At 73.2% G+C, this 20,973-nt stretch carries 17 protein-coding genes and 1 tRNA gene; 12 read left to right on the top strand and 6 right to left on the bottom strand.

Annotated features, from left to right (window positions below):
- Nucleotides 1–11: 11 nt before the first annotated feature.
- Nucleotides 12–1,172, bottom strand: a complete 1,161-nt coding sequence (locus ACGF3H_RS31695; protein ID WP_362491592.1) for a CoA transferase — start codon at nucleotides 1,170–1,172, stop codon at nucleotides 12–14.
- Between the two features lie 341 nt (nucleotides 1,173–1,513).
- Between ACGF3H_RS31695 and ACGF3H_RS31700 the strand changes: the two genes are divergently transcribed.
- From ACGF3H_RS31700 to ACGF3H_RS31745, 10 genes are all read left to right on the top strand, one after another.
- Entirely contained in the window at nucleotides 1,514–2,566 is a 1,053-nt protein-coding gene (locus tag ACGF3H_RS31700) for a 4Fe-4S dicluster domain-containing protein (RefSeq protein ID WP_362491589.1), read from the top strand.
- Nucleotides 2,563–3,573, top strand: a complete 1,011-nt coding sequence (nrfD, locus tag ACGF3H_RS31705; protein ID WP_362491586.1) for an NrfD/PsrC family molybdoenzyme membrane anchor subunit — start codon at nucleotides 2,563–2,565, stop codon at nucleotides 3,571–3,573. Before ACGF3H_RS31700 ends, nrfD begins: the two co-directional genes overlap by 4 nt.
- Nucleotides 3,574–3,680: 107 nt before the next feature.
- Nucleotides 3,681–6,941 (top strand): formate dehydrogenase, encoded by a 3,261-nt coding sequence (fdh, locus tag ACGF3H_RS31710; RefSeq protein WP_362491583.1) that lies wholly within the window; start codon nucleotides 3,681–3,683, stop codon nucleotides 6,939–6,941.
- A gap of 167 nt (nucleotides 6,942–7,108) precedes the next feature.
- Nucleotides 7,109–7,201, top strand: a tRNA-Sec gene (locus tag ACGF3H_RS31715).
- 397 nt (nucleotides 7,202–7,598) lie between these two features.
- A complete protein-coding gene (locus tag ACGF3H_RS31720; RefSeq protein ID WP_362491580.1) occupies nucleotides 7,599–9,179 on the top strand; it encodes a carbohydrate-binding protein in 1,581 nt (526 codons plus the stop codon).
- A 353-nt stretch (nucleotides 9,180–9,532) separates the two neighbouring features.
- Nucleotides 9,533–11,014: a hopanoid C-3 methylase HpnR gene (gene hpnR / locus ACGF3H_RS31725; RefSeq protein ID WP_362491577.1), complete on the top strand. Its 1,482-nt coding sequence runs from the start codon at nucleotides 9,533–9,535 to the stop codon at nucleotides 11,012–11,014.
- A 39-nt stretch (nucleotides 11,015–11,053) separates the two neighbouring features.
- Entirely contained in the window at nucleotides 11,054–11,437 is a 384-nt protein-coding gene (locus ACGF3H_RS31730) for a phage holin family protein (RefSeq protein WP_362491574.1), read from the top strand.
- Between the two features lie 134 nt (nucleotides 11,438–11,571).
- The gene (gene dhaK / locus ACGF3H_RS31735) at nucleotides 11,572–12,564 is read left to right on the top strand and encodes a dihydroxyacetone kinase subunit DhaK (RefSeq protein ID WP_362491571.1); all 993 of its coding nucleotides are present in this window, start codon (nucleotides 11,572–11,574) and stop codon (nucleotides 12,562–12,564) included.
- Between the two features lie 49 nt (nucleotides 12,565–12,613).
- Nucleotides 12,614–13,213 (top strand): dihydroxyacetone kinase subunit DhaL, encoded by a 600-nt coding sequence (dhaL, locus tag ACGF3H_RS31740; RefSeq protein ID WP_362491568.1) that lies wholly within the window; start codon nucleotides 12,614–12,616, stop codon nucleotides 13,211–13,213.
- Nucleotides 13,206–13,616, top strand: a complete 411-nt coding sequence (locus tag ACGF3H_RS31745; RefSeq protein ID WP_362491566.1) for a PTS fructose transporter subunit IIA — start codon at nucleotides 13,206–13,208, stop codon at nucleotides 13,614–13,616. The genes dhaL and ACGF3H_RS31745 overlap by 8 nt, the downstream gene beginning before the upstream one ends.
- 69 nt (nucleotides 13,617–13,685) lie before the next feature.
- On the opposite strand, the gene ACGF3H_RS31750 is transcribed toward ACGF3H_RS31745, so the two are convergent.
- Complete coding sequence (locus tag ACGF3H_RS31750; protein WP_362491562.1) at nucleotides 13,686–14,534, bottom strand: glycoside hydrolase family 75 protein; 849 nt, start codon at nucleotides 14,532–14,534, stop codon at nucleotides 13,686–13,688.
- A gap of 414 nt (nucleotides 14,535–14,948) precedes the next feature.
- On the opposite strand from ACGF3H_RS31750, the gene ACGF3H_RS31755 reads away from it, so the two are divergent.
- A complete protein-coding gene (locus ACGF3H_RS31755; protein ID WP_362491783.1) occupies nucleotides 14,949–15,905 on the top strand; it encodes a fibronectin type III domain-containing protein in 957 nt (318 codons plus the stop codon).
- A gap of 169 nt (nucleotides 15,906–16,074) precedes the next feature.
- Entirely contained in the window at nucleotides 16,075–16,629 is a 555-nt protein-coding gene (locus ACGF3H_RS31760) for a hypothetical protein (protein WP_362491560.1), read from the top strand.
- A gap of 16 nt (nucleotides 16,630–16,645) precedes the next feature.
- On the opposite strand, the gene ACGF3H_RS31765 is transcribed toward ACGF3H_RS31760, so the two are convergent.
- The 4 genes from ACGF3H_RS31765 to ACGF3H_RS31780 form a co-directional block, all read right to left on the bottom strand.
- Complete coding sequence (locus ACGF3H_RS31765) at nucleotides 16,646–17,197, bottom strand: PadR family transcriptional regulator (protein WP_362491557.1); 552 nt, start codon at nucleotides 17,195–17,197, stop codon at nucleotides 16,646–16,648.
- A gap of 41 nt (nucleotides 17,198–17,238) precedes the next feature.
- On the bottom strand, nucleotides 17,239–19,254 hold the full coding sequence (locus tag ACGF3H_RS31770; RefSeq protein ID WP_362491554.1) for an NADPH-dependent 2,4-dienoyl-CoA reductase: 2,016 nt from the start codon (nucleotides 19,252–19,254) through the stop codon (nucleotides 17,239–17,241).
- Nucleotides 19,255–19,370: 116 nt separating this feature from the next.
- Nucleotides 19,371–19,742, bottom strand: coding sequence for a hypothetical protein (locus tag ACGF3H_RS31775; RefSeq protein WP_362491552.1), 372 nt, complete (start codon nucleotides 19,740–19,742; stop codon nucleotides 19,371–19,373).
- 140 nt (nucleotides 19,743–19,882) lie between these two features.
- The gene (locus ACGF3H_RS31780) at nucleotides 19,883–20,764 is read right to left on the bottom strand and encodes a hypothetical protein (RefSeq protein WP_362491549.1); all 882 of its coding nucleotides are present in this window, start codon (nucleotides 20,762–20,764) and stop codon (nucleotides 19,883–19,885) included.
- Nucleotides 20,765–20,973: the final 209 nt, after the last annotated feature.

Genomic DNA, 20,973 nt, shown 5'->3' on the forward strand with positions numbered 1-20,973 from the left:
CCGCGACGCCGTCAGGCGTCACGCCCCTCCTCGGGGCCGAACACCTCCTGCGTGTGTTCGCCCAGTTCAGGCGGTGCGAGCAGGTACTGAGCCGGTGTCACCCCGAGACGGATCGGGTGAGCCACCTGGCGGGTACCCGCGACGTCCACGACCGCCTCGACACCCAGCCGTTCGGCGTAGTCGAACGCCTCGTCGAGGCCGTTGACCGGCCCTGCCGGCACCCCGGCGGCGGGCAGGACACCGGCCCAGTGGTCGGCGGTGCGCGTGCGCAGCAGGGCCTCGAGGTGCGGACGGAGTTCACTCCGGTGGGCGACGCGGTCGGGGTTGGTGCGGAACCGCCGGTCGTCGGCGATTTCCGGCCGTCCCAGCAGCGCTGCCAGCGCGGCGAACTGCCGGTCGTTGCCGACCGCGAGGGCGATCGGACGGTCCGCCGTGCGGAAGGTCTCGTACGGGGCGATGCTCGGGTGGGCGTTGCCGAGCCGTCCCGGGACGACGCCGGCGGCCACGTATCCGGAGGACTGGTTGGCCATCGCCGACAGCAGCGAGCCGAGCAGGCTGACCTCGACGAGCTGCCCCCGGCCGGTCCGCTCCCGGTGGCGCAGCGCGGCCAGGATACCGACGACCGCGTGCAGTCCGGTGATGACGTCGACGAGGGCGACGCCGGTCTTGAGGGGCTCCCCGTCGGGCTCCCCCGTGACGCTCATCAGCCCGCCCACCGCCTGCACCAGGAGGTCGTAGCCGGGCAGTGCCGCGCCGGCGCCGGTGCCGAAGCCGGTGACGGAGCAGTAGACGAGCCGCGGGTCGGCGGCGAGGAGTTCCTCGTGCCCGAGCCCGAGCTTCTCCATCGTGCCGGGGCGGAAGTTCTCCACCACGACGTCCGAGCGGGCGATCAGCGTGCGCGCCCGCTCGCGTCCCTCGTCGGTGGTCAGGTCGAGGGCGACGGACCGCTTGTTGCGGTTGACGCTCAGGAAGTACGTGGAGGTCCCGGTGGCGTCGGCGGGCGGTCGCCAGGCGCGGGTGTCGTCGCCGGTGCCGGGCCGCTCCACCTTGACGACTTCGGCGCCCAGGTCGGCGAGGAGCATCGTCGCGTACGGCCCTGCCAGTACGCGGGAGAAGTCCGCGATCCGCACGCCGCGGAGCGCCTGCGTGTCGTCCGGTGGGTTCGTCGGCATGTCCGGTCTCCTCGTCGTCTCCGGTTCCCTCACGCCGGACACGGTGCCACCGGCGGGCGGTCCGCCGGCGGCCGGGGTGCCCCCGGCCGGGTCCTCACCGGTGCCCGGGCGGCCCGCGCCGGTGATGATGCAGCACGTCAAGGCACTTCACCGCTGCACCACCGATGTGCGGCCCCACGACGACGGGCGGCCGGTCACCGGCCCCGGTGCCCACCCTCCCGGGCCGGCATCCGCCGCCCGCCGGCCCGGGAGGGCGGGCACCGTCGGCCGTTTCGGGCGCGCGCGCCGCGGGCACCCGTGCCAGGCTCGAAGGGGCCACCGAGGGGCGTGGAGGTACGGGCATGACCGAGGAGAGCGCCGGCACCGGCCAGGGCGGCGGCCGTACGCGGCACGCCCACCGGCTCGCCGGGCCGGAGCCGGACGTGGCGGCCGCGGCCGGTCATGCCGATCCCCCGCCCCGCGTCGGCTTCTTCACCGACACCTCCGTGTGCATCGGCTGCAAGGCCTGCGAGGTGGCCTGCAAGGAGTGGAACGCCGTGCCGGAGGACGGTCTGCTGCTCACCGGCATGTCCTACGACAACACGCAGGGGCTCGGCGCCGACAGCTGGCGGCACGTCGCCTTCATCGAGCAACGGGTGCCGGTCGGCGGCCGGGAGACCGGGGCCGGTCACGAGGACGTCGACGTCTTCGCGGCCGCCCGGAGCCTGGACGCCTCGTCCCCCGGTTCCGGAAACGCCGGTCCCGGAACCACCGGCCCCCCGTCGGAGACGGCCTCCGCGGCGGCCGGGGCCGGGGCGATCTCCCCGGTGGCGCCGGACGGGCGCACCGAACTGCGCTGGCTGATGGCCTCCGACGTGTGCAAGCACTGCACCCACGCCGCGTGCCTGGACGTGTGCCCCACGGGGTCCCTGTTCCGCACCGAGTTCGGCACGGTGGTGGTGCAGGAGGACGTCTGCAACGGCTGCGGCTACTGCGTGCCCGCCTGCCCCTACGGCGTCATCGAACAGCGGAAGGGCGACGGACGCGCCTGGAAGTGCACGCTGTGCTACGACCGGCTCGGCGTCGGCATGGAACCGGCCTGCGCGAAGGCCTGCCCGACCGACTCGATCCAGTTCGGCCCGCTGGAGGAGCTGCGGGAGCGGGCGGCGTCCCGCGTCGCGCAGTTGCACGCGGCCGGAGTGACCGACGCCCGGCTGTACGGGGAGAGTCCGGACGACGGTGTCGGTGGCGACGGCGCCTTCTTCCTGCTGCTGGACGAGCCGGAGGTGTACGGGCTGCCGCCGGACCCGGTGGTCACCACCCGCGACCTGCCCTCGATGTGGCGGCACGCGGCGGTGGCCGCCGTCTCGCTCGCCGCGCTGACCGCCGCCGGCTTCGCCAGGAGGCCCCGATGACCGGTTCGGACGTCACCCGCGAGGGCATCCGGGGCGCGCGGCCGGGCCGGGAGGCCACGACGGGCGCACAGGCGGGGCACCGCCGCCGCCGCGGACGCGGCGAGCAACCGATGGTCCCGAACGCCGAGTTCTCCTCGTACTACGGCAAGCCGGTGCTGAACAGGCCGAGCTGGGCGGCCCTCGACATCGCGGGCTACCTCTGGCTCGGCGGGCTCGCGGGCGCGTCGTCGCTGCTGGCGGCCGGCGGGGACGTCACGGGGCGTCCGGCACTGGCGCGGACGGCCAAACTGGGCGCGGCGGGGGCCGTCTCGCTGTCGCTGGGCGCGCTGGTGCACGACCTGGGCCGGCCCTCCCGGTTCCTCAACATGCTGCGCGTGTTCAAGCCCACCTCCCCGATGAACGTGGGCTCCTGGCTGCTGGCCGGCTACGCCCCGCTCACCATGGCCGCCGCGGCGGCCGACGTGACCGGCCGCCTCCGGCCCGCCGGGTCCGCCGCCACGGCGGCCGCCTCGGTGCTCGGCCCGGCGGTCGCCACGTACACCGCCGTACTGCTGTCGGACACCGCGGTGCCCTCCTGGCACGAGGGCTACCGGGAGCTGCCGTTCGTCTTCGCCGGCTCCGCGGCGACGACGGCGGCGGGGCTGGCTCTGGCCGGGGTGCCGACGGCGCAGGCCGGGCCCGCACGCCGGACGGCGGTGCTGGGGGCGGCCCTGGAGCTGGGTGCCTTCCGGCTGATGAGGCGGCGGATGGGGATGGTGTCCGAGCCCTTCGAGCAGGGCAGGGCGCGGGTGCTGCTGCGCGGGGCGGAGGCGCTGACGGCCGGTGGCGCGGCCCTGACCCTCGTGGCGGGCCGTCGCCGCGGCGCGGCCGCGTGGGCCGGGGCGGCGCTCCTGGCGGGCTCCGCGGCCTTGCGGTTCGGCGTGTTCCACGCCGGGGTGGCCTCCGCGGAGGACCCCAGGTACACCGTCGTGCCGCAACGGGAACGGCTGGCGGACGGCGGGGGCTGACCGCGCCTCGCGGACCCTGGGCCGCCGGACGGCGCGGCACGGGATTGGAGAGCCGGAAACGGGACACCCGGGGCCGGCAGAGCGCACGAGGAAGGACGGAGGACGGCATGGGCGTACGCACCTGGATCGACTCCTGGCCGGTCTACCGCCAGCTCAAGGGCACCGACCCCCTGGGCCGCGGCGCCGCCGCCAAGAGCGGGACCAGCGCGCGGCTCACCCCCCGGGTGGCCTCGGCGGACCGCGTCGTGAAGTCGGTCTGCCCGTACTGCGCCGTGGGCTGCGGCCAGAACGTGTACGTCGAGGACGGGCGCGTCACCCAGATCGAGGGCGACCCCGACTCCCCCGTCTCCCGCGGCCGGCTGTGTCCCAAGGGCTCGGCGAGCCTCCAACTGACGACGGGCGGCGCCCGCGAGCACCACGTCCTGTACCGGCGCCCGCACGGCACCGACTGGGAGCGCCTCGACCTGGACACGGCGATGGACATGATCGCCGACCGGGTGATCGAGGCCCGGCGCGCCGGCTGGCAGTGGGAGGTCGACGAGACCCGTACCCGCCGCACGCTGGGCATCGCGAGCCTCGGCGGCGCGACGCTGGACAACGAGGAGAACTACCTGATCAAGAAGCTGTTCACCGCTCTGGGCGCGGTGCAGATCGAGAATCAGGCACGTGTTTGACACTCCTCCACCGTTCCCGGTCTGGGAACATCGTTCGGCCGCGGCGGCGCGACCACCTTCCAGCAGGACCTGCAGAACTCGGACTGCATCGTCATCCAGGGCTCGAACATGGCCGAGTGCCATCCGGTCGGGTTCCAGTGGGTGATGGAGGCCAAGGCCCGCGGCGCGAAGGTGATCCACGTCGACCCGCGGTTCACCCGCACCAGCGCGCTGGCCGACGTCCACGTGCCGCTGCGCGCGGGCTCGGACATCGCCTTCCTCGGCGGGATCGTCAACTACGTCCTCGGCCACGACAAGTACTTCCGCGACTACGTGGCGGCCTACACCAACGGTCCCGTCGTGCTGCGCGAGGACTTCCGTGACACCGAGGACCTCGACGGCGTCTTCTCCGGCCTCGACCCCGACAGCCGCAGCTACGACAACGGCAGCTGGCAGTACGCGGGCACGGAGATGCAGGCGGCCTCGGGCGAGCGGGACCTGGAGTACGACAAGCGCGCCGGCGGCGGCTCGTCGGTGACGGAGGCGGCGCGCGGCGAGTCCCACGGCTCGGGCGGCGCCGACATCGGCGAGGGCGAGATCGAGCGGGACGAGACGATGACGCACCCCCGCTGCGTCCTCCAGGTGCTGAAGCGGCACTACGCGCGCTACACACCGGAGATGGTCGAGCGGATCTGCGGGGTGCCGCAGGACCTGTTCCGGCAGGTGTGCGAGCTGGTCACGGAGAACTCGGGCCGGGACCGGACCACCGCCTTCGCCTACGCGGTCGGCTGGACTCAGCACACGGTGGGCGTGCAGTACATCCGCGCGGCGTCCGTGCTGCAGAGCCTGCTCGGCAACATCGGCCGGCCCGGCGGAGGCATCCTGGCCCTGCGGGGGCACGCCTCCATCCAGGGCTCCACCGACATCCCGACCCTCTTCAACCTGCTGCCGGGCTACATCCCGATGCCGCACGCCCACCAGCAGGACGACCTGGACACGTTCGTGCGCGGCGAGGCGGCCCGCAAGGGCTACTGGGGCAACATGCGCGCCTACCTGGTGAGCCTGCTGAAGGCCTACTGGGGCGACGCGGCGACGGCGGAGAACGACTTCTGCTTCGACTACCTGCCGCGGCTGACCGGCTCCCACTCCACCTACGAGACCGTCATGGCCCAGCTGGACGGGACCTGCAAGGGCTACTTCCTGATGGGCGAGAACCCGGCGGTCGGCTCGGCCAACGGCAAGATGCAGCGGCTCGGGATGGCCGGCCTGGACTGGCTGGTTGTGCGGGACTTCTCGCTCATCGAGTCGGCCACCTGGTGGAAGGACGGCCCCGAGATCGAGACGGGCGAGATGCGCACGGAGGACATCGGCACCGAGGTGTTCTTCCTGCCGGCCGCCGCCCACACCGAGAAGGACGGCAGCTTCACCAACACCCAGCGCCTGCTGCAGTGGCACCACCAGGCCGTGCCGCCGCCCGGCGAGGCCCGCAGCGACCTGTGGTTCACGTACCACCTGGGGCGGATCATCCGCCGGAAGCTCGCCGGGTCCACCGACCCCATGGACCGGCCGCTGCTCGATCTGGCCTGGGACTATCCGGTGAAGGGTGAGCTGTCCGAGCCGGACGCGGAGGCGGTGCTGGCCGAGATCAACGGTCACGACGCCGACGGCGAGCCCCTCTCCTCCTACGAGCAGCTGCGCGGCGACGGCTCCACGGTGTGCGGCTGCTGGATCTACTGCGGTGTCCACGCCGACGGCGTCAACCAGGCCGCCCGCCGCAAGCCCGGGGACCAGCAGGACTGGGTGGCCGCCGAGTGGGGCTGGGCGTGGCCGGCCAACCGCCGTGTGCTGTACAACCGCGCCTCGGCCGACCCGGACGGCAGGCCCTGGAGCGAACGCAAGGCACTGGTGTGGTGGGACGAGGACCGGGAGAAGTGGGTCGGGCACGACGTCCCGGACTTCTCCCCCGACAAGTCCCCCGGCCACGTGCCGCCGCCGGACGCCACCGGGCCGGAGGCCCTGTCGGGGACCGACGCGTTCATCATGCAGGCCGACGGCAAGGCCTGGCTGTACGCGCCGACGGGACTCACCGACGGTCCCATGCCCGCGCACTACGAGCCGCAGGACTCGCCTTTCCCCAATCTGCTGTACGGGCAACAGCGCAACCCCGTACGACACTTGCTGCCTCCGCACCCGGACAATCGCTACCAGCCGAGCGCGGGCGCCCCCGGCTCGGAGGTGTTCCCGTACGTCGCCACCACCTACCGGCTCACCGAGCACCACACGGCGGGCGGCATGTCCCGCTGGCAGCCGTATCTCGCGGAGCTGCAACCGGAGTTCTTCTGCGAGGTCTCCCCCGAGCTGGCCGCCGAACGCGCCCTGGAGCACACCGGCTGGGCGACGATCGTCAGTGCCCGGGGCGTGATCGAGGCACGGGTCCTGGTCACCGACCGGATGGCCCCCTTGACCGTGCACGGCCGGCCCCTGCATCAGGTGGGGCTGCCCTACCACTGGGGTCCCAACGGCTACAGCACGGGCGACGCGGCCAACGAGCTGGTGCACCTGTCCCTCGACCCGAACACGCACATCCAGGAGACCAAGGCGCTCGCCGTGGACATCCGGCCGGGCCGACGACCGAGGGGGCCGGCCGCCCTGGAGCTGGTGCGGGAGTACCGGGCACGTGCCGGCATCGACGAGCACACCGGCACGGAGCAGTGACGGAGGGCTGGCGGAAACGCCCGCCGGCCGGCGCAGGACGACCCGACCGTGCCGGGGCTCCTCCGTGTGCCCGGGTCGGTGGTGAGGGGACCCGCTGACGGCGAGGCCGCCGGACGACGGAGACCGTGGGGCCGTGGCGGGGGGACCGTGTAGCCTGGCCGGGCGATGGAGGCGTGTGGGTGCCTGGTGGCCCTCCCGGTCTTCAAAACCGAGGTGCCCGAGGATCTCGGGCAGGCGGGTTCGATTCCCGTCCGCCTCCGTTTCCGCCGCCCTCGTCACCCGCACCGGCCGGCCGCAGCGCCCTCGCAGAGCCCGTCAGCGCCCGCACCAGGGCGGACTTCCCGTGGTCGACGTGACCGGCCGTGGCCACCACCCGCATGACGCCTGCCTCTCCCGTGGGCGGCAGGCGGGTAAGGTCCGGATCCCTCACATCCTCGGGCGGGGCCGTCCCTTCGCGTCCGCGCGCCCTCCCCGTCCGGCCCCACCGTCTTCGCCTGGGGAGACTCCATCGCCCCCGCCTGTTCAAGATAGTGAACAGAAATCAAGTACACATCCATTGACGCGTTCACGGCAAGCCCTTACGGTCCACCCCGAAAGCGCTTTCTCCTCACTGTCCCCCACCGGATCCCGGTCGGACCCGACTTCCCTGGAGACACGATGCACGTGAGATCCCTGAGCGCATGCGCCGGCCTGCTGGCCGGCACCCTCGCCGTCCTGTCAGGCCCCACAGCGCAGGCCGCGTCCGTCCGCCAGGAGGCCGAGGGCTCCTCCGCGGTCTGCACCGGCACCATCGACTCCGACTGGGCGGGCTACTCCGGCAGCGGCTTCTGCAACGGCACCAACAAGACCGGCGCCTACGCCCAGTTCACCGTCGACGCCTCCGCCGCGGGCACGGCGACACTGCGGGTCCGCTTCGCCAACGGCACCACCGGGGCACGGGCCGCGGACATCATCGTGAACGGGACCACCGTCACCTCGGCCGCCTTCGAGGCCACCGGCGCATGGAGCACCTGGGTGACCAAGACGCTCACGGTGCCTGTGAAGGCGGGCGGCAACACCGTCCGGCTGAGCCCCACGACCTCCGCCGGCCTGCCCAACCTCGACTACCTCGACGCCGAGGTGACGGGCGGCGGCACGACGACGCCGCCGACGGGCTCCGCGCTGTACGTGTCGCCCAGCGGCAGCGACGGCGCGTCCGGCACCCAGTCCGATCCGACGACGCTCACCTCGGCGATCGGCCGTGTCGCCCCGGGCGGCACGATCTACCTGCGCGGCGGCACCTACCGCTACGCGCAGACCGTCACCATTCCGCAGGGCGACGACGGCACCCCGGGCGACCGCACCGAACTGGCCGCCTATCCGGGTGAGACACCGGTGCTGAACTTCTCCGCGCAGAGCGAGGACCCGGCCAACCGCGGCCTCGCCCTGAACGCGTCGTACTGGCACATCAAGGGCCTCGTCGTCGAACGCGCCGGGGACAACGGCATCTTCGTCGGCGGCAGCGACAACGTCATCGAGCGCACGGTCACCCGCTTCAACCGCGACACCGGTCTCCAGCTGTCCCGGACGGCCTCCACCACGCCTCGCGACCAGTGGCCGTCGGACAACCTGATCCTCGGCGCGGAGTCGCACGACAACGCCGACTCCGACGGCGAGGACGCCGACGGCTTCGCCGCGAAACTCACCGTCGGGACCGGCAACGTCTTCCGCTACGCCGTCTCCCACAACAACATCGACGACGGCTGGGACCTCTACACCAAGACGGACACCGGCCCCATCGGCGCGGTGACCATCGAGGACTCCCTCGCCTACGAGAACGGCACCCTGTCCGACGGCACCCAGAACTCCAGCGGCGACCGCAACGGCTACAAGCTCGGCGGCGAGGACATCGAGGTGGACCACGTCGTCCGGCGCAGCATCGCCTACGCCAACGGCAAGCACGGGTTCACCTACAACAGCAACCCGGGCTCGATGACCGTGTCGGACAACGTCAGCGTCGACAACGCCCAGCGCAACTTCTCGTTCGACAAGGGCACTTCGGTGTTCCGCGGCAACACCTCGTGCCGTAGCGACGACGGTTCGAACGACAAGACCGTGGGTGACGCCGACGGGTCGAACCAGTTCTGGACCGGCTCGAACGGCTCCCGGTGCTCCGCGTACGACGGCGCCCTGGGGTGGTCCTTCGCCTCGGACGGCCGCCTGGTCGTGACCTTCGGCGGCACCCCGGTGACGCCCTGACCCGTGCGGGCCGCCGGCCGGGCGTCACTCAGCCGGCGGCCCGCTCCACAGGGACCCATACCTCCGCCGCTCCGGAACTGGCGTACAACCCGTCCGACTCGGGCGGGGCGGCCGGCCCCCTGGACGCCGGCCTGCGTGGCGCAGGCGGTCCACCGCCACTACGCCCGACCGGCTCGACCGGCGCTCACCTCGGGGGCGTGCCGCTGGTCCGCCCGGGTGCCGTCCCGCGTCGCCGGCCCGCCGGACGGCGGTACGGACCGTGCGGGGGGAGGTCCGCCGGGTTAGGAAGGGAAGGTCGCCACCTTCCGGTTCCCGTCCGTTCCGGTCCGCCCCGATCCCGCGACGAGGTGACCATGCGTCTGCTGCTCGTCCACCCCAGCGCCCTGATGTACTCCGAGATCTTCCTGCGGCTGGAACCCCTCGGCCTGGAGCGGGTGGCCGGCGCCGCCCGGGAGGCCGGGCACGAGGTCCGGGTCGTGGACCTGCAGGTGCTCCCGGTCGCGCGGCTGCGGGACGAGGTCCGGTCCTTCCGGCCGCAGGCCGTCGGCTTCTCGCTGAACTACCTGGCGAACATCCCCGAGGCGATCGACCTGGCCGGGAAGATCAAGCGGGAGGTCCCGGACTGCTTCGTCTTCTTCGGCGGGCACAGCGTCTCCTTCGTCGCCGAGGACGTGCTCGCCCAGGCGGCCGGAGCCGTGGACGCCGTGGTCCGGGGCGAGGGCGAACCGGCCGTCGCGCCGCTGCTGGAGGCGGTGCGCGACGGCGGGGTGGACGGCGTCCCCGGCGTCGTCACCGCTTCCGGGCGCGGACCGGCGCCGCTGATGATGCACGGCATCGACTCCCCGCTCCCGGCCCGGGACCTGATGCGCAACCGGCGCCGCTACTTCATCGGCGAACTGGACCCGTGCGCCTCGATCGAGTTCACCCGCGGCTGTCCGTGGGACTGCTCGTTCTGCTCCGCCTGGACGTTCTACGGCCGCAGCTACCGCAAGGCCTCCCCCGAGGCGGCGGCCGAGGACCTGGCGAGGATCCGTGAACCGAACGTGTTCATCGTCGACGACGTGGCCTTCATCAAGCCCGACCACGGCAACGCCATCGCCGCCGAGGTGGAGCGGCGCCGCATCCGCAAGCAGTACTACCTGGAGACGCGCAGCGACGTGCTGCTGCGCCACCCCGAGGTCTTCGAACGGTGGGCGCGGCTGGGGCTGCGCTACATGTTCCTCGGCATGGAGGCCATCGACGCCGAGGGACTGGACCTGTTCCGCAAGCGGATCAGCCCGGACGAGAACATCCGCGCCCTGGAGACGGCCCGCCGCATGGGCATCCAGGTCGCCATCAACCTGATCGTCGATCCGGCGTGGGACGAGGAACGCTTCCGGGTCGTCCGGGAGTTCGCGCTCTCGGTGCCGGAGATCGTCCACTTCACGGTGATGACGCCCTACCCGGGGACGGAGATCTGGCACACGGAGTCACGCCGGCTCACCACCCGCGACTACCGCCTCTTCGACATCCAGCACGCCGTGGTCCCGACCGCGCTGCCCCTGGAGCGCTTCTACGAGGAACTGGTGCGCACCCAGGCCGTGATCAACCGCAAGCACCTGGGCCTGCGCACCGCCTTCGGGGCGGCCCGCGTCCTCGGGCAGAACCTGCTGCGCGGGCAGACCAACTTCGCGCGCATGCTGTGGAAGTTCAACCAGGTCTACAACCCGCGCCGTCAACTGGCCGACCACACCCGGCCGGTGCGCTACGAACTCCCCGTCCCGCAGCCGGTCGACGTCGGCGACAGGCGTCGCCTGTACGTCCACACCCGGGAGGGGACGACGGCGCGGGAATGACCCTTGTCCGGTGCGGCACCCGCCCGCGATGATCGCGCCATGTACAAACGTAGACGACTGCTGGGCACGTATGTGGGCGTGGCCCTCGCCACCGTCCTGCTTCCCGGGATCACCGCGGTGATCGACGCGCCGCCCTGGGAAGTGGTCCTGGCCGGTGCCGTCTTCCTCATCGTCAACCAGCTGATCCACAGCTATCCGAGCGCCGTCAGGAGCGCGCCACCGGTGATGCTCGTGATCCTCGGTGTCATCGGCGTCGTCCAGGACACGCTGCTCTGGCTGCTCGTCTCCTGGCTCGGTGCACAGATGGGCTACGGCCTGCACGTCGACGGCTTCCTGACGGCTCTGCTCGGCGGACTGGTCGTCCGGGGGACCGTTCTCGTCCTGATGGCCCTGGGGCCGCAGCCGGCGCCTCACGCCGCGTAGTGGCACGCCCGCGGCCCGGGCGCGTGACCTTCGCTTCCGCAAGGCCGATACTTCCGGCAGAGGGCTCCGGACGACCCTCGTCCGGTCGCTCGGCGGACCCCAGCCCTGTCTCGCTGCTTTCCCAGGAGGTACCCGTGAAGATGCTCATCAACGTCCAGGAGACCGTGGTCGCGGACGCGCTGCGGGGCATGGCCGCCGCCCATCCCGAGCTGACCGTGGATGTGGAGAACCGGGTGATCGTGCGGCGGGACGCTCCCGTGAGCGGGAAGGTCGCCCTGGTGTCCGGGGGCGGGTCGGGGCACGAGCCGTTGCACGGCGGTTTCGTGGGGCCGGGGATGCTGGCCGCGGCCTGTCCGGGCGAGGTGTTCACCTCGCCGGTGCCGGATCAGATGGTGCGGGCCGCGGCGGCCGTGGACAGCGGGGCCGGAGTGCTGTTCGTCGTCAAGAACTACACGGGTGACGTGCTGAACTTCGACATGGCCGCCGAACTCGCCGAGGACGAGGGTATCCAGGTCGCGAAGGTGCTGGTCAACGATGACGTGGCGGTGACCGACAGCCTGTACACGGCGGGGCGGCGCGGCACGGGCGCCACGCTGTTCGTGGAGAAGATCGCGGGGGCCGCGGCGGAGGAGGGCCGTCCGCTGGAGCAGGTGGAGGCCATCGCCCGACGGGTCAACGACAGCTCCCGGAGTTTCGGTGTCGCGCTCAGCGCCTGCACCACTCCGGCCAAGGGCACCCCGACCTTCGACCTGCCCGCCGGTGAACTGGAGCTGGGCATCGGCATCCACGGGGAGCCCGGCCGGGAGCGGCGGCCGATGATGACCTCGGGCGAGATCGCCGACGCCGCCGTGGACGCGGTGCTGACCGACCTCGCCCCCCGCAATCCCGTCCTGGTCCTCGTCAACGGCATGGGCGCCACGCCGCTGCTGGAGCTGTACGGCTTCAACGCCGAGGTGCAGCGGGTGCTCGGCGAGCGCGGTGTCGCCGTCGCCCGCACCCTCGTCGGCAACTACGTGACCTCCCTCGACATGGCGGGGGCCTCGGTCACGCTGTGCGAGATCGACGAGGAGCTGCTCGGGCTGTGGGACGCGCCGGTGAGGACGCCCGGGCTGCGGTGGGGCATGTGAGGGTGGACGGGGAAGGCATCGGAACGTACCTACCAGGCAAGGAGATCCTGTGCTCGACGCCGACTTCTTCCGCCGTTGGATGACGGCGACCGCCGCGCTGGTCGACCGCGAGGCGGAACGGCTCACCGCTCTCGACTCGCCGATCGGCGACGCGGACCACGGCAGCAATCTCCAGCGCGGGTTCACGGCCGTGACGGCCACGCTGGAGAAGGAGGCGCCCGACACGCCCGGCGCGGTCCTCACGCTCGCCGGGCGGCAGCTCATCTCGACGGTCGGCGGCGCCTCGGGGCCGTTGTACGGGACGCTGCTGCGCCGCACCGGCAAGGCGCTCGGGGACGCCGCCGAGGTCAGCGCGGAGCAGCTGGCCGAGGCGTTGCGGACCGGGGTGGACGCCGTCCGGACGCTCGGGGGCGCGGCGCCGGGCGACAAGACGATGATCGATGCCCTGGTGCCGGCCGTGGACGCCCTCGGTGACTCCTTCGCCGCCGCCCGCGCCGCCGCCGAGGAGGGCGCCGAGGCGACCACGCCGCTGCAGGCACGCAAGGGCAGGGCGAGTTATCTGGGCGAGCGCAGCATCGGTCACCAGGATCCCGGTGCCACGTCGGCGGCGCTGCTGATCGCGGCTCTGGAGGAGGCGTCCGGTGAGTGACGAGAAGATGGTCGGGATCGTGCTGGTGTCCCACAGTGCCGAGGTCGCGGCGTCCGTGGCCGAGCTGGCGAAGGCCCTGTCGGGCGGTGGCGCGCCGGTTCCGGTGGCTCCCGCGGGCGGCACCGCGGCCGGCGGTTTCGGTACCAGCTCCGAGCTGGTGTCCGCCGCCGCCGCGTCCGTGGACCGGGGCGCGGGTGTCGCCGTCCTCACGGATCTGGGCAGCGCGGTGCTCACCGTCAAGGCCCTGATCGCGGAGGGCGACGAGCTGCCGGACAACACCCGCCTGGTCGACGCCCCGTTCGTCGAGGGCGCGGTGGCCGCGGTCGTCACGGCGGCGACGGGCGCCGATCTCGCGGCGGTGGAGGCAGCGGCGGCGGAGGCGTACTCCTACCGCAAGGCGTAGCGCGCCGGGGGCGGCGGAAGGCACGCGGCGCCAGGGGGCCGATGTGCCGATGCCCGTCGTCCCGGCCGCTCAGCCGCCGTCGGCGAACGCCCGGGCCAGCCGCTCCCCCGTCCGCTCGGTGGCGGCCGTGTCCTCGATGGGCTCGGTCTCGGTGTCCTTGAAGACGATGTACGTCACCCCGGAGGCGACGCCGCCGGTGCTCGGGTCGGCGGGGACACCGAGCGCACGGGCCGCCGCGTAGGACGCCTCGCCGATGATGTCGCGCGGGCCGACGTCGCCGACGACCGCGTACGCCACCCGGTCCCCGTGCACGACGGCCACGACCGAGCCGCCGCGCACGCCGTCCGCCCGGTGGTCCCAGATGCCGCTGGGCCGGGGCACGACGACGTAGGGCAGCTTCTCCGCGTCCAGCGGGCCGCCGTCGGACCGGGTGAAGGCCGTGGCGGCGGTGAAGTGCGGGTCGGTGCGCGCGTTGCAGCGGGCGCCGCGCCGGCCGTCGCAGTCGATGTCCAGGTCGGCCTTCCAGAAGACGGCGTCCCGGGTCCCGCAGACCGGGATGTCCGCCCGGCGCCCGGCGTCACTGCCGTAGCGGCCGTGCGAGACGGGCGTGCAGTCCCGGGTCCTGGCCAGCAGGTCGGCGGCGCGGACGGGACCCTGGGAGGGGCCGTCCGCGGTGCGGTCGCCGGTGTCGCGGCCGGGCACGGGCCGGACACCGGACCGGGAGCTCGCGCGGCGCTCCGTCCTCAGGCGGGACACGTCCTCGAGTGCGGACGCCGCCCGGGGCCGGGTGGCGGTCTCGGGCCCGGGCCGGACCTGGAACTGCCCGCCCGGCCGGGGCGGCAACGGTGCGGCGGGGAACATCGTGGGGGCGAGCAGGGCGGCGCCGGCCGCGGCCAGTGTCAGCGACTGGACACGCACGTTGTGGCCTCTCCTGGGGGGCATGGACGGAAACTCGGCCCCATCTGTGCCCCGGATCGGGTGCACGGACCACCAACACAGGGCCAGACGGTGCACAGCCGGGTGGGCGACCGGGGCGCGGGCGGACCGGCTCCGGTACCGCTTCGGCTCGCCCGGCCGCCCGCGCCGGCGCGGGACCAGCGACGACAGCGGCCCGCGCCATCGACCACAACTCCCCGCCCCTTCAGGGAGTTTGGGCCGTCATGACATCCAGGATACGTAAGCCGTCCGGGTGACCGAACACGACGCCCCTCTTGATGTGATCGCGTCACGACGGCATATTGGTCCGGACCATTGCCGTCTGGCCGCCCGGGAGGCAGAGCCGTGCGAGGCGTTTCCGTTCCCGCCCCCGACCGCGTCCCGCGCCGTTCCGTCCTGCGCCGCCGCGCCCTCGCCTGCGGGGTTCTCGCGCTGGTCTCGTCCTGCGGCCCGGGTACGGACGACGGCGGGGGCGGCGGCCTGCCCGGAGCGCCGACCGGCGTCACCGCCGCGGCGGGCAGCGCGACCAGCGTGCACGTGATGTGGAACGCCGTCGACGGCGCCGAGACCTACGAGGTCTACCACGGCCGCACCAAGGTGACGGAGGTGCCGGCCGCCGACCACATGACCGACGTCACCCGGCTCCGGCCTTCGACCGCCTACGTCTTCACGGTGCGGGCGCGCGACGCCGACGGACGGCTCGGGCCGGACAGCGCCGAGGCCCGGGCGACGACCCCGGCCGCCGCGGCCGCCGACCGCTCGGCCCCCACCAGGCCTGCGGGCGCGCACGGGCGGGCGGCGGGCAGCCGGGCGGTCCAGCTCACCTGGTCCGCGGCGACCGACGACCGGGGCGTCGCCTCGTACGACGTCTACCAGGGCGACACGAAGATCCACAGCGTGGGCGGCGCCCAGACCGCGGCCGTCGTCACCGGTCTGCGCCCGGGCACCCGCTACGCGTTCACCGTCCGGGCACGGGACGCCGCCGACAACGTCTCCCCCGCCAGTACCGCAGTCCGGCTCACCACCCCGGGCGCCGACGACGGCCGCGCCACCGCGCCCACCGCCCTGCACGCGACGGCCCACCGCGCCGACGGCGCCTACTACATCGACCTCGACTGGGTGCCGCCGCGCACCGACGGTGTCGTCACCGAGTACGAGATCCACCTCGACGGCGGCAGGGCCACCTCGCTCGTGTACGGCGGGGACGCGCCGCGCGACCGGGCCGAGTACAGCTTCTACGCGGGACGGGAGGCCGGCGTCACGCACCGGGTGCGGGTGCGGGCCAAGCTGCCCGACGGCACCTGGGGCGGTCTCTCGGCGGAGCGGACGGTGACGACGGGCCGGGAGCGGTGACGTCCCGGCGGTGCACGGCCGGCCGGTGAGCACGTCACCTGGCCGGTCGCGCTCCGCATGCGGAGCCGGCCGCCGCCCTGTTGGCTGCCCCTTGAGGGGGCGGCACGGGCGATCCGACCTGGGCGGCGCAAGGGATGTCCGCCGACCGTGCCGCCGGAGGGCAGTCCACATGCGCATCTCATCGCCACTTCTCCGCCGCGGCCTGACCGCGGCAGCCGCCGCGCTGCCCGTCGCCCTGGCCGCTGGTCCGGCCGCCGCGGGCCCGGGGATCTCGGTGAGCACCACCGGGAGCACGGTGTCGGTCACGACCACCGCCTGCGCCCAGCTGAACGGGAGCTGGGGCACGGCCTCGCTGCTCACCAGCAGCCAGGGCAGCTTCGCCGAGGGGCGTCAGGTCGCGCTGTCGGGCACCGGCGCGGGCCAGTCCGCCGCGTGGTCGGGCATCTCCCCCGGTACCTACACGGTCGTCGTGGTGTGCTCGAACAACAGCACCGCCGGCACCCAGACCGTCATCGTGTCCTCGGCGCCCTCGCCCTCCCCCTCCCCCAGCCGGACCGCCTCCCCCTCGCCGTCCGCGTCGCCGCGCGGGGTCCTCGGCGGTGTCGGCGGGGCCATCCAGGACTACAGCACGGTCACCCTGGTGGCGGGCAGCGCGCTGATGGGCGGCGGGGTGATCGCCGCGGCCTGGTTCCTGCGCCGCCGCTCCAAGCCGTACCGCTTCTGAGCCCGGCGCGCGGACGTCACGACGGGCCGTCGCCCGGCAGCTCGGCGAACTCCGCCAGGGCGTGCCTGAGCCACTGGGTCCAGAAGGTCTCCAGATCGATGCCGGCGCGCAGCACCAGGTGCCGCAGCCGGTCCTCCGCACTGTCCGTCCCGGGCGGGAAGTCCCGTTCCTCGATCTCCTCGTACTCGGACAACTGCCGCTCGTGCAGCTCCAGATGGCGTCGCAGGTCCGCCTGGAGGCCGGTGGTGCCGACCACGGCGGCGGCCCGCAGGCGCAGCAGCATGGTGTCCCGCAGGGGCCGCGGATCCTGTGCGGTGGCGGTCCACCGGGCCAGTTCGTCGCGGCCCGCGGGCAGGACCTCGTAGCTCTTCTTCTGTCCGCGGGCGGGCTGCTGCTCGGGCAGCGCGCGGATCAGCCCCCGCGCCTCCAGCTTTCCCAGCTCGCGGTAGATCTGCTGGTGCGTCGCCGACCAGAAGTAGCCGATCGACTTGTCGAACCGGCGGGTCAGCTCCAGCCCCGACGACGGCTTTTCGACCAGGGCGGTGAGGATCGCGTGCGGGAGTGACATGGGCTCATCCTAGGGACGGCCCATGCCGCTCCCCACGTCTCCTACAGTGCCGCCGCCAGCTCGGTGCCCTGCTTGACGGCCCGCTTGGCGTCCAGTTCGGCGGCCACGTCGGCGCCGCCGATGAGGTGGGCGCTGCGGCCGGCGGCCACCAGCTCCTCGTACAGGCCGCGGCGCGGTTCCTGGCCGGTGCACAGGACGACCGTGTCGACCTCCAGCACCGTCGACTCGCCGCCGATCGTGACGTGCAGGCCGGCGTCGTCGATCCGGTCGTAGCGCACACCCGGGACCATCGTGACGCCGCGGTGCTTGAGCTCGGTGCGGTGGATCCAGCCCGTGGTCTTGCCGAGTCCGGCCCCGACCTTGGACGTCTTGCGCTGGAGCAGGTGGACGGTGCGCGGCGGCGCCGGACGCTCGGGTGCGGCGAGGCCGCCGGGCGCCCGGTAGTCCATGTCGACGCCCCACTGGCGGAAGTAGGCCGCGGCGTCCTCGTGAACCTTGTCGCCGCCGTCGGTGAGGAATTCGGCGACGTCGAAGCCGATGCCGCCCGCGCCGAGGATCGCGACGCGGTCGCCGACCGGGGCGCCGTCACGCAGGACGTCCAGGTAGCCGACGACGCTCGGGTGGTCGATGCCGGGGATGTCCGGGGTGCGGGGGGTGACGCCGGTGGCGACGACGACCTCGTCGTGGCCGGTGAGGTCGTCCGCGCCGACGCGGGTGTTCAGCCGTACGTCGACGCCGTGCGCGTCGAGCTGGGTGCGGAAGTAGCGCAGCGTCTCGTCGAACTCCTGCTTGCCGGGCACCTTGCGGGCGACGTTGAGCTGGCCGCCGATCTCTCCGGCGGCGTCGAAGAGGGTGACCTGGTGGCCGCGTTCGGCGGCGGTCACCGCGCAGGCCAGACCGGCCGGTCCGGCGCCGACCACGGCGACTCGCTTGCGCAGCCGGGTCGGGGAGAGGACCAGTTCGGTCTCGTGGCAGGCGCGCGGGTTGACCAGGCAGGAGGTGATCTTGCCGCTGAAGGTGTGGTCGAGGCAGGCCTGGTTGCAGCCGATGCAGGTGTTGATGGCCTCGGGCCGGCCGGCCGCGGCCTTGGCGACGAAGTCGGGGTCGGCGAGCATCGGGCGGGCCATCGACACCATGTCGGCGGTGCCTTCGGCGAGCAACTGCTCCGCCACCTCGGGGGTGTTGATGCGGTTGGTGGTGACGAGCGGCACCGACACCTCGCCCATCAGCCGCTTGGTCACCCAGGTGTACGCGCCGCGCGGCACGGAGGTGGCGATGGTGGGGATGCGGGCCTCGTGCCAGCCGATGCCCGTGTTGATGATGGTCGCCCCGGCGGCCTCGACGGCCTTGGCGAGCGTGACGACCTCCTCCAGCGTGGAGCCGCCCGGGACCAGGTCCAGCATGGACAGGCGGTAGACGACGATGAAGTCCTCGCCGACCGCCTCGCGCACCCGGCGGACGATCTCGACGGGGAAGCGCATCCGGTTCTCGTAGGAGCCGCCCCAGCGGTCGGTGCGCCGGTTGGTGTGCGCGGCGATGAACTCGTTGATCAGGTAGCCCTCGGAGCCCATGATCTCCACGCCGTCGTAGCCGGCCTCGCGGGCGAGGCGGGCGGTGCGGGCGTAGTCGTCGATGGTCCGCTCGACCTCGTCGTCGGTCAGCTCGCGGGGCACGTGAGGGCTGATCGGCGCCTGCAGCGGGCTCGGCGCGACGAGGCCGGCGTGGTAGGCGTAGCGGCCGAAGTGCAATATCTGCAGGGCGATCCTGCCGCCCTCGCGGTGCACGGCCTCGGTGACCACCCGGTGCCGCTCGGCCTCCGCCCCGGTGGTGAGTTTGGCGCCGCCCTCGTAGGGCCGGCCCTCGTCGTTGGGGGCGATGCCACCGGTGACGATCAGGCCCACTCCTCCGCGGGCCCGGGCGGCGTAGAAGGCGGCCATGCGCTCGAAGCCGCGCTCGGCCTCCTCCAGGCCCACGTGCATGGAGCCCATGAGGACCCGGTTGGGCAGGGTGGTGAAGCCCAGGTCGAGCGGGCTCAGCAGGTGGGGGTAACGGCTCATCGGGCCCTCCGTGCGCGGTGTGGTGCCTCTGTTGTAGAGGACGGCCGCCTCTTTGTGCAACTAGTTGCACAAAGAGGCGGCGCACACCACACCGGCACGTCCGGCGGGCCTCGGGGTCAGCGGCTCTCCAGTCGTACGTGCAGTTCGCGTTCCTGGTCGCCGGAGGCCGTGCTCAGGTCCTGCACGGTGAACAGGGAGTCGAGGGTGGTGCGGAACCTTTCGATCGCCCAGTAGCCTCCCTGCACGTCGGCCTCCACGGACGCGCGGAGCCGGGTCGGCCCGCACTCGCCCTGGTGGGCGTCGGCCACGTCGAAGGTGCCGAGCCACACGGTCGGGCGCACCTCGTCGTACTCCCGGGTCACGTCGCCCGCGTGCCGGTCGGACGAGAAGCACGCGCACAGGGCGTCGAACACGGTGCGGGCGTCCTCCTTGCCGCATCCGCTCAGCTCCACCGAGACGGACTCCGGATGCATTCGCTCGCCGTCCATCGTGATCGCTCCTCTCCTGGCCGCGGTGCGGTACCGCGGGCCGCTCCACGGCGTGGACGTCCCGCGGAGACCGCACCCATACCCCTAGAAAAGCACCACCTCGGACGGAGCACTACCGGCACGGCCCCGCGGCCGCCGGCTCAGCCGCGGGTGAGGCGGTACGTCCTGCTGTCGGTCAGCACGCAGAAGCCCGGGGAGACCACGATCACGCGCAGGGTGCCGGTGCGGCGGTCGTAGTCGACGCCCTCCGCCTCGAAGCCGCCGGAACAGGCGCTGCGCAGCGGGAGCTGCCGCAGGGCGGTGACACGGCCGGTGACGTCGGCGGTCCCGGCCGGCGCGGCGGAGAGGTCGATCCGCAGCAGCGGCTTGGTGAGTCCGAAGAGGCTGCCCTCCGGGTCGTCGGAGGAGCACAGGAGGGTGGTGGCGTCGAGGAAGTCGCAGCCCTGGACGTCGCGCACGGCGCGGTCCAGGCGGACGGTGGCCGCCTGGGGGAGGTTCGCCGAGGGCGAGGTGGCCGGATTGACGCCGGGCGTCGGGAAGACCAGGAGCCGGTCCATGGTGCCCCACTCGCCCGACAGCATCCACTGGCCGTCCGGCGAGATCGCGGCCCAGGAGTTGTTCAGCGCCTCGCCCGCGCTCAGCGTGTGCACGTACTCCGACCAGCGTCCGTCCGGCGCCTGCACGCGGAACATCTTCGTGTCGCCGTCGTCGCGCTGGTACGGCTCGACGTAGTACCCGTCGTAGGAGGCGTCGGGGTCGCCGACGTGGTTCCAGCCGCGCGCGGCGAGGCCCCAGGGGACGGTGCCGATCCCGGTGTAGCGGTTGGGACTGCCGGCCGGGACCTCCACCGAGGCCAGGCCCTGGCTCTCGGTGAGCGGATCGGCCCGGTCCGAGCCGGCCTCGGTCCAGGTGTCGGCGGCGGGGGCGGCCGCCCCCGCGGGCGGGGCGGCGAGGACGAGCGCAAAGGCGGCGGCGAGTCCGGTCAGGACCGCGTGACAACGTTGCCGGGCACGCAGGGGCATGAGTCGGCTCCTCGGTGGGGGGTGATCGGGCGGCACGCACTCGGCGCACAGTGTGGCCCGCCCCCGTAAGTCATGTACAGAGCAAAAACGCGCCGGGTCGACCGCGTCGCGCGGGCGTTCGCCGCCCGGCGGGGAGATGCTGGAAGGGACGGCAGAGGCCGCGGAGAAACGGCCCTGGACGAGGTCGAACGCGGTAGAACAAAGGAGTC

It is taken from the genome of Streptomyces sp. NPDC048185, from assembly GCF_043202495.1.
In the GTDB taxonomy this organism is placed as follows: Bacteria; Actinomycetota; Actinomycetes; order Streptomycetales; family Streptomycetaceae; genus Streptomyces.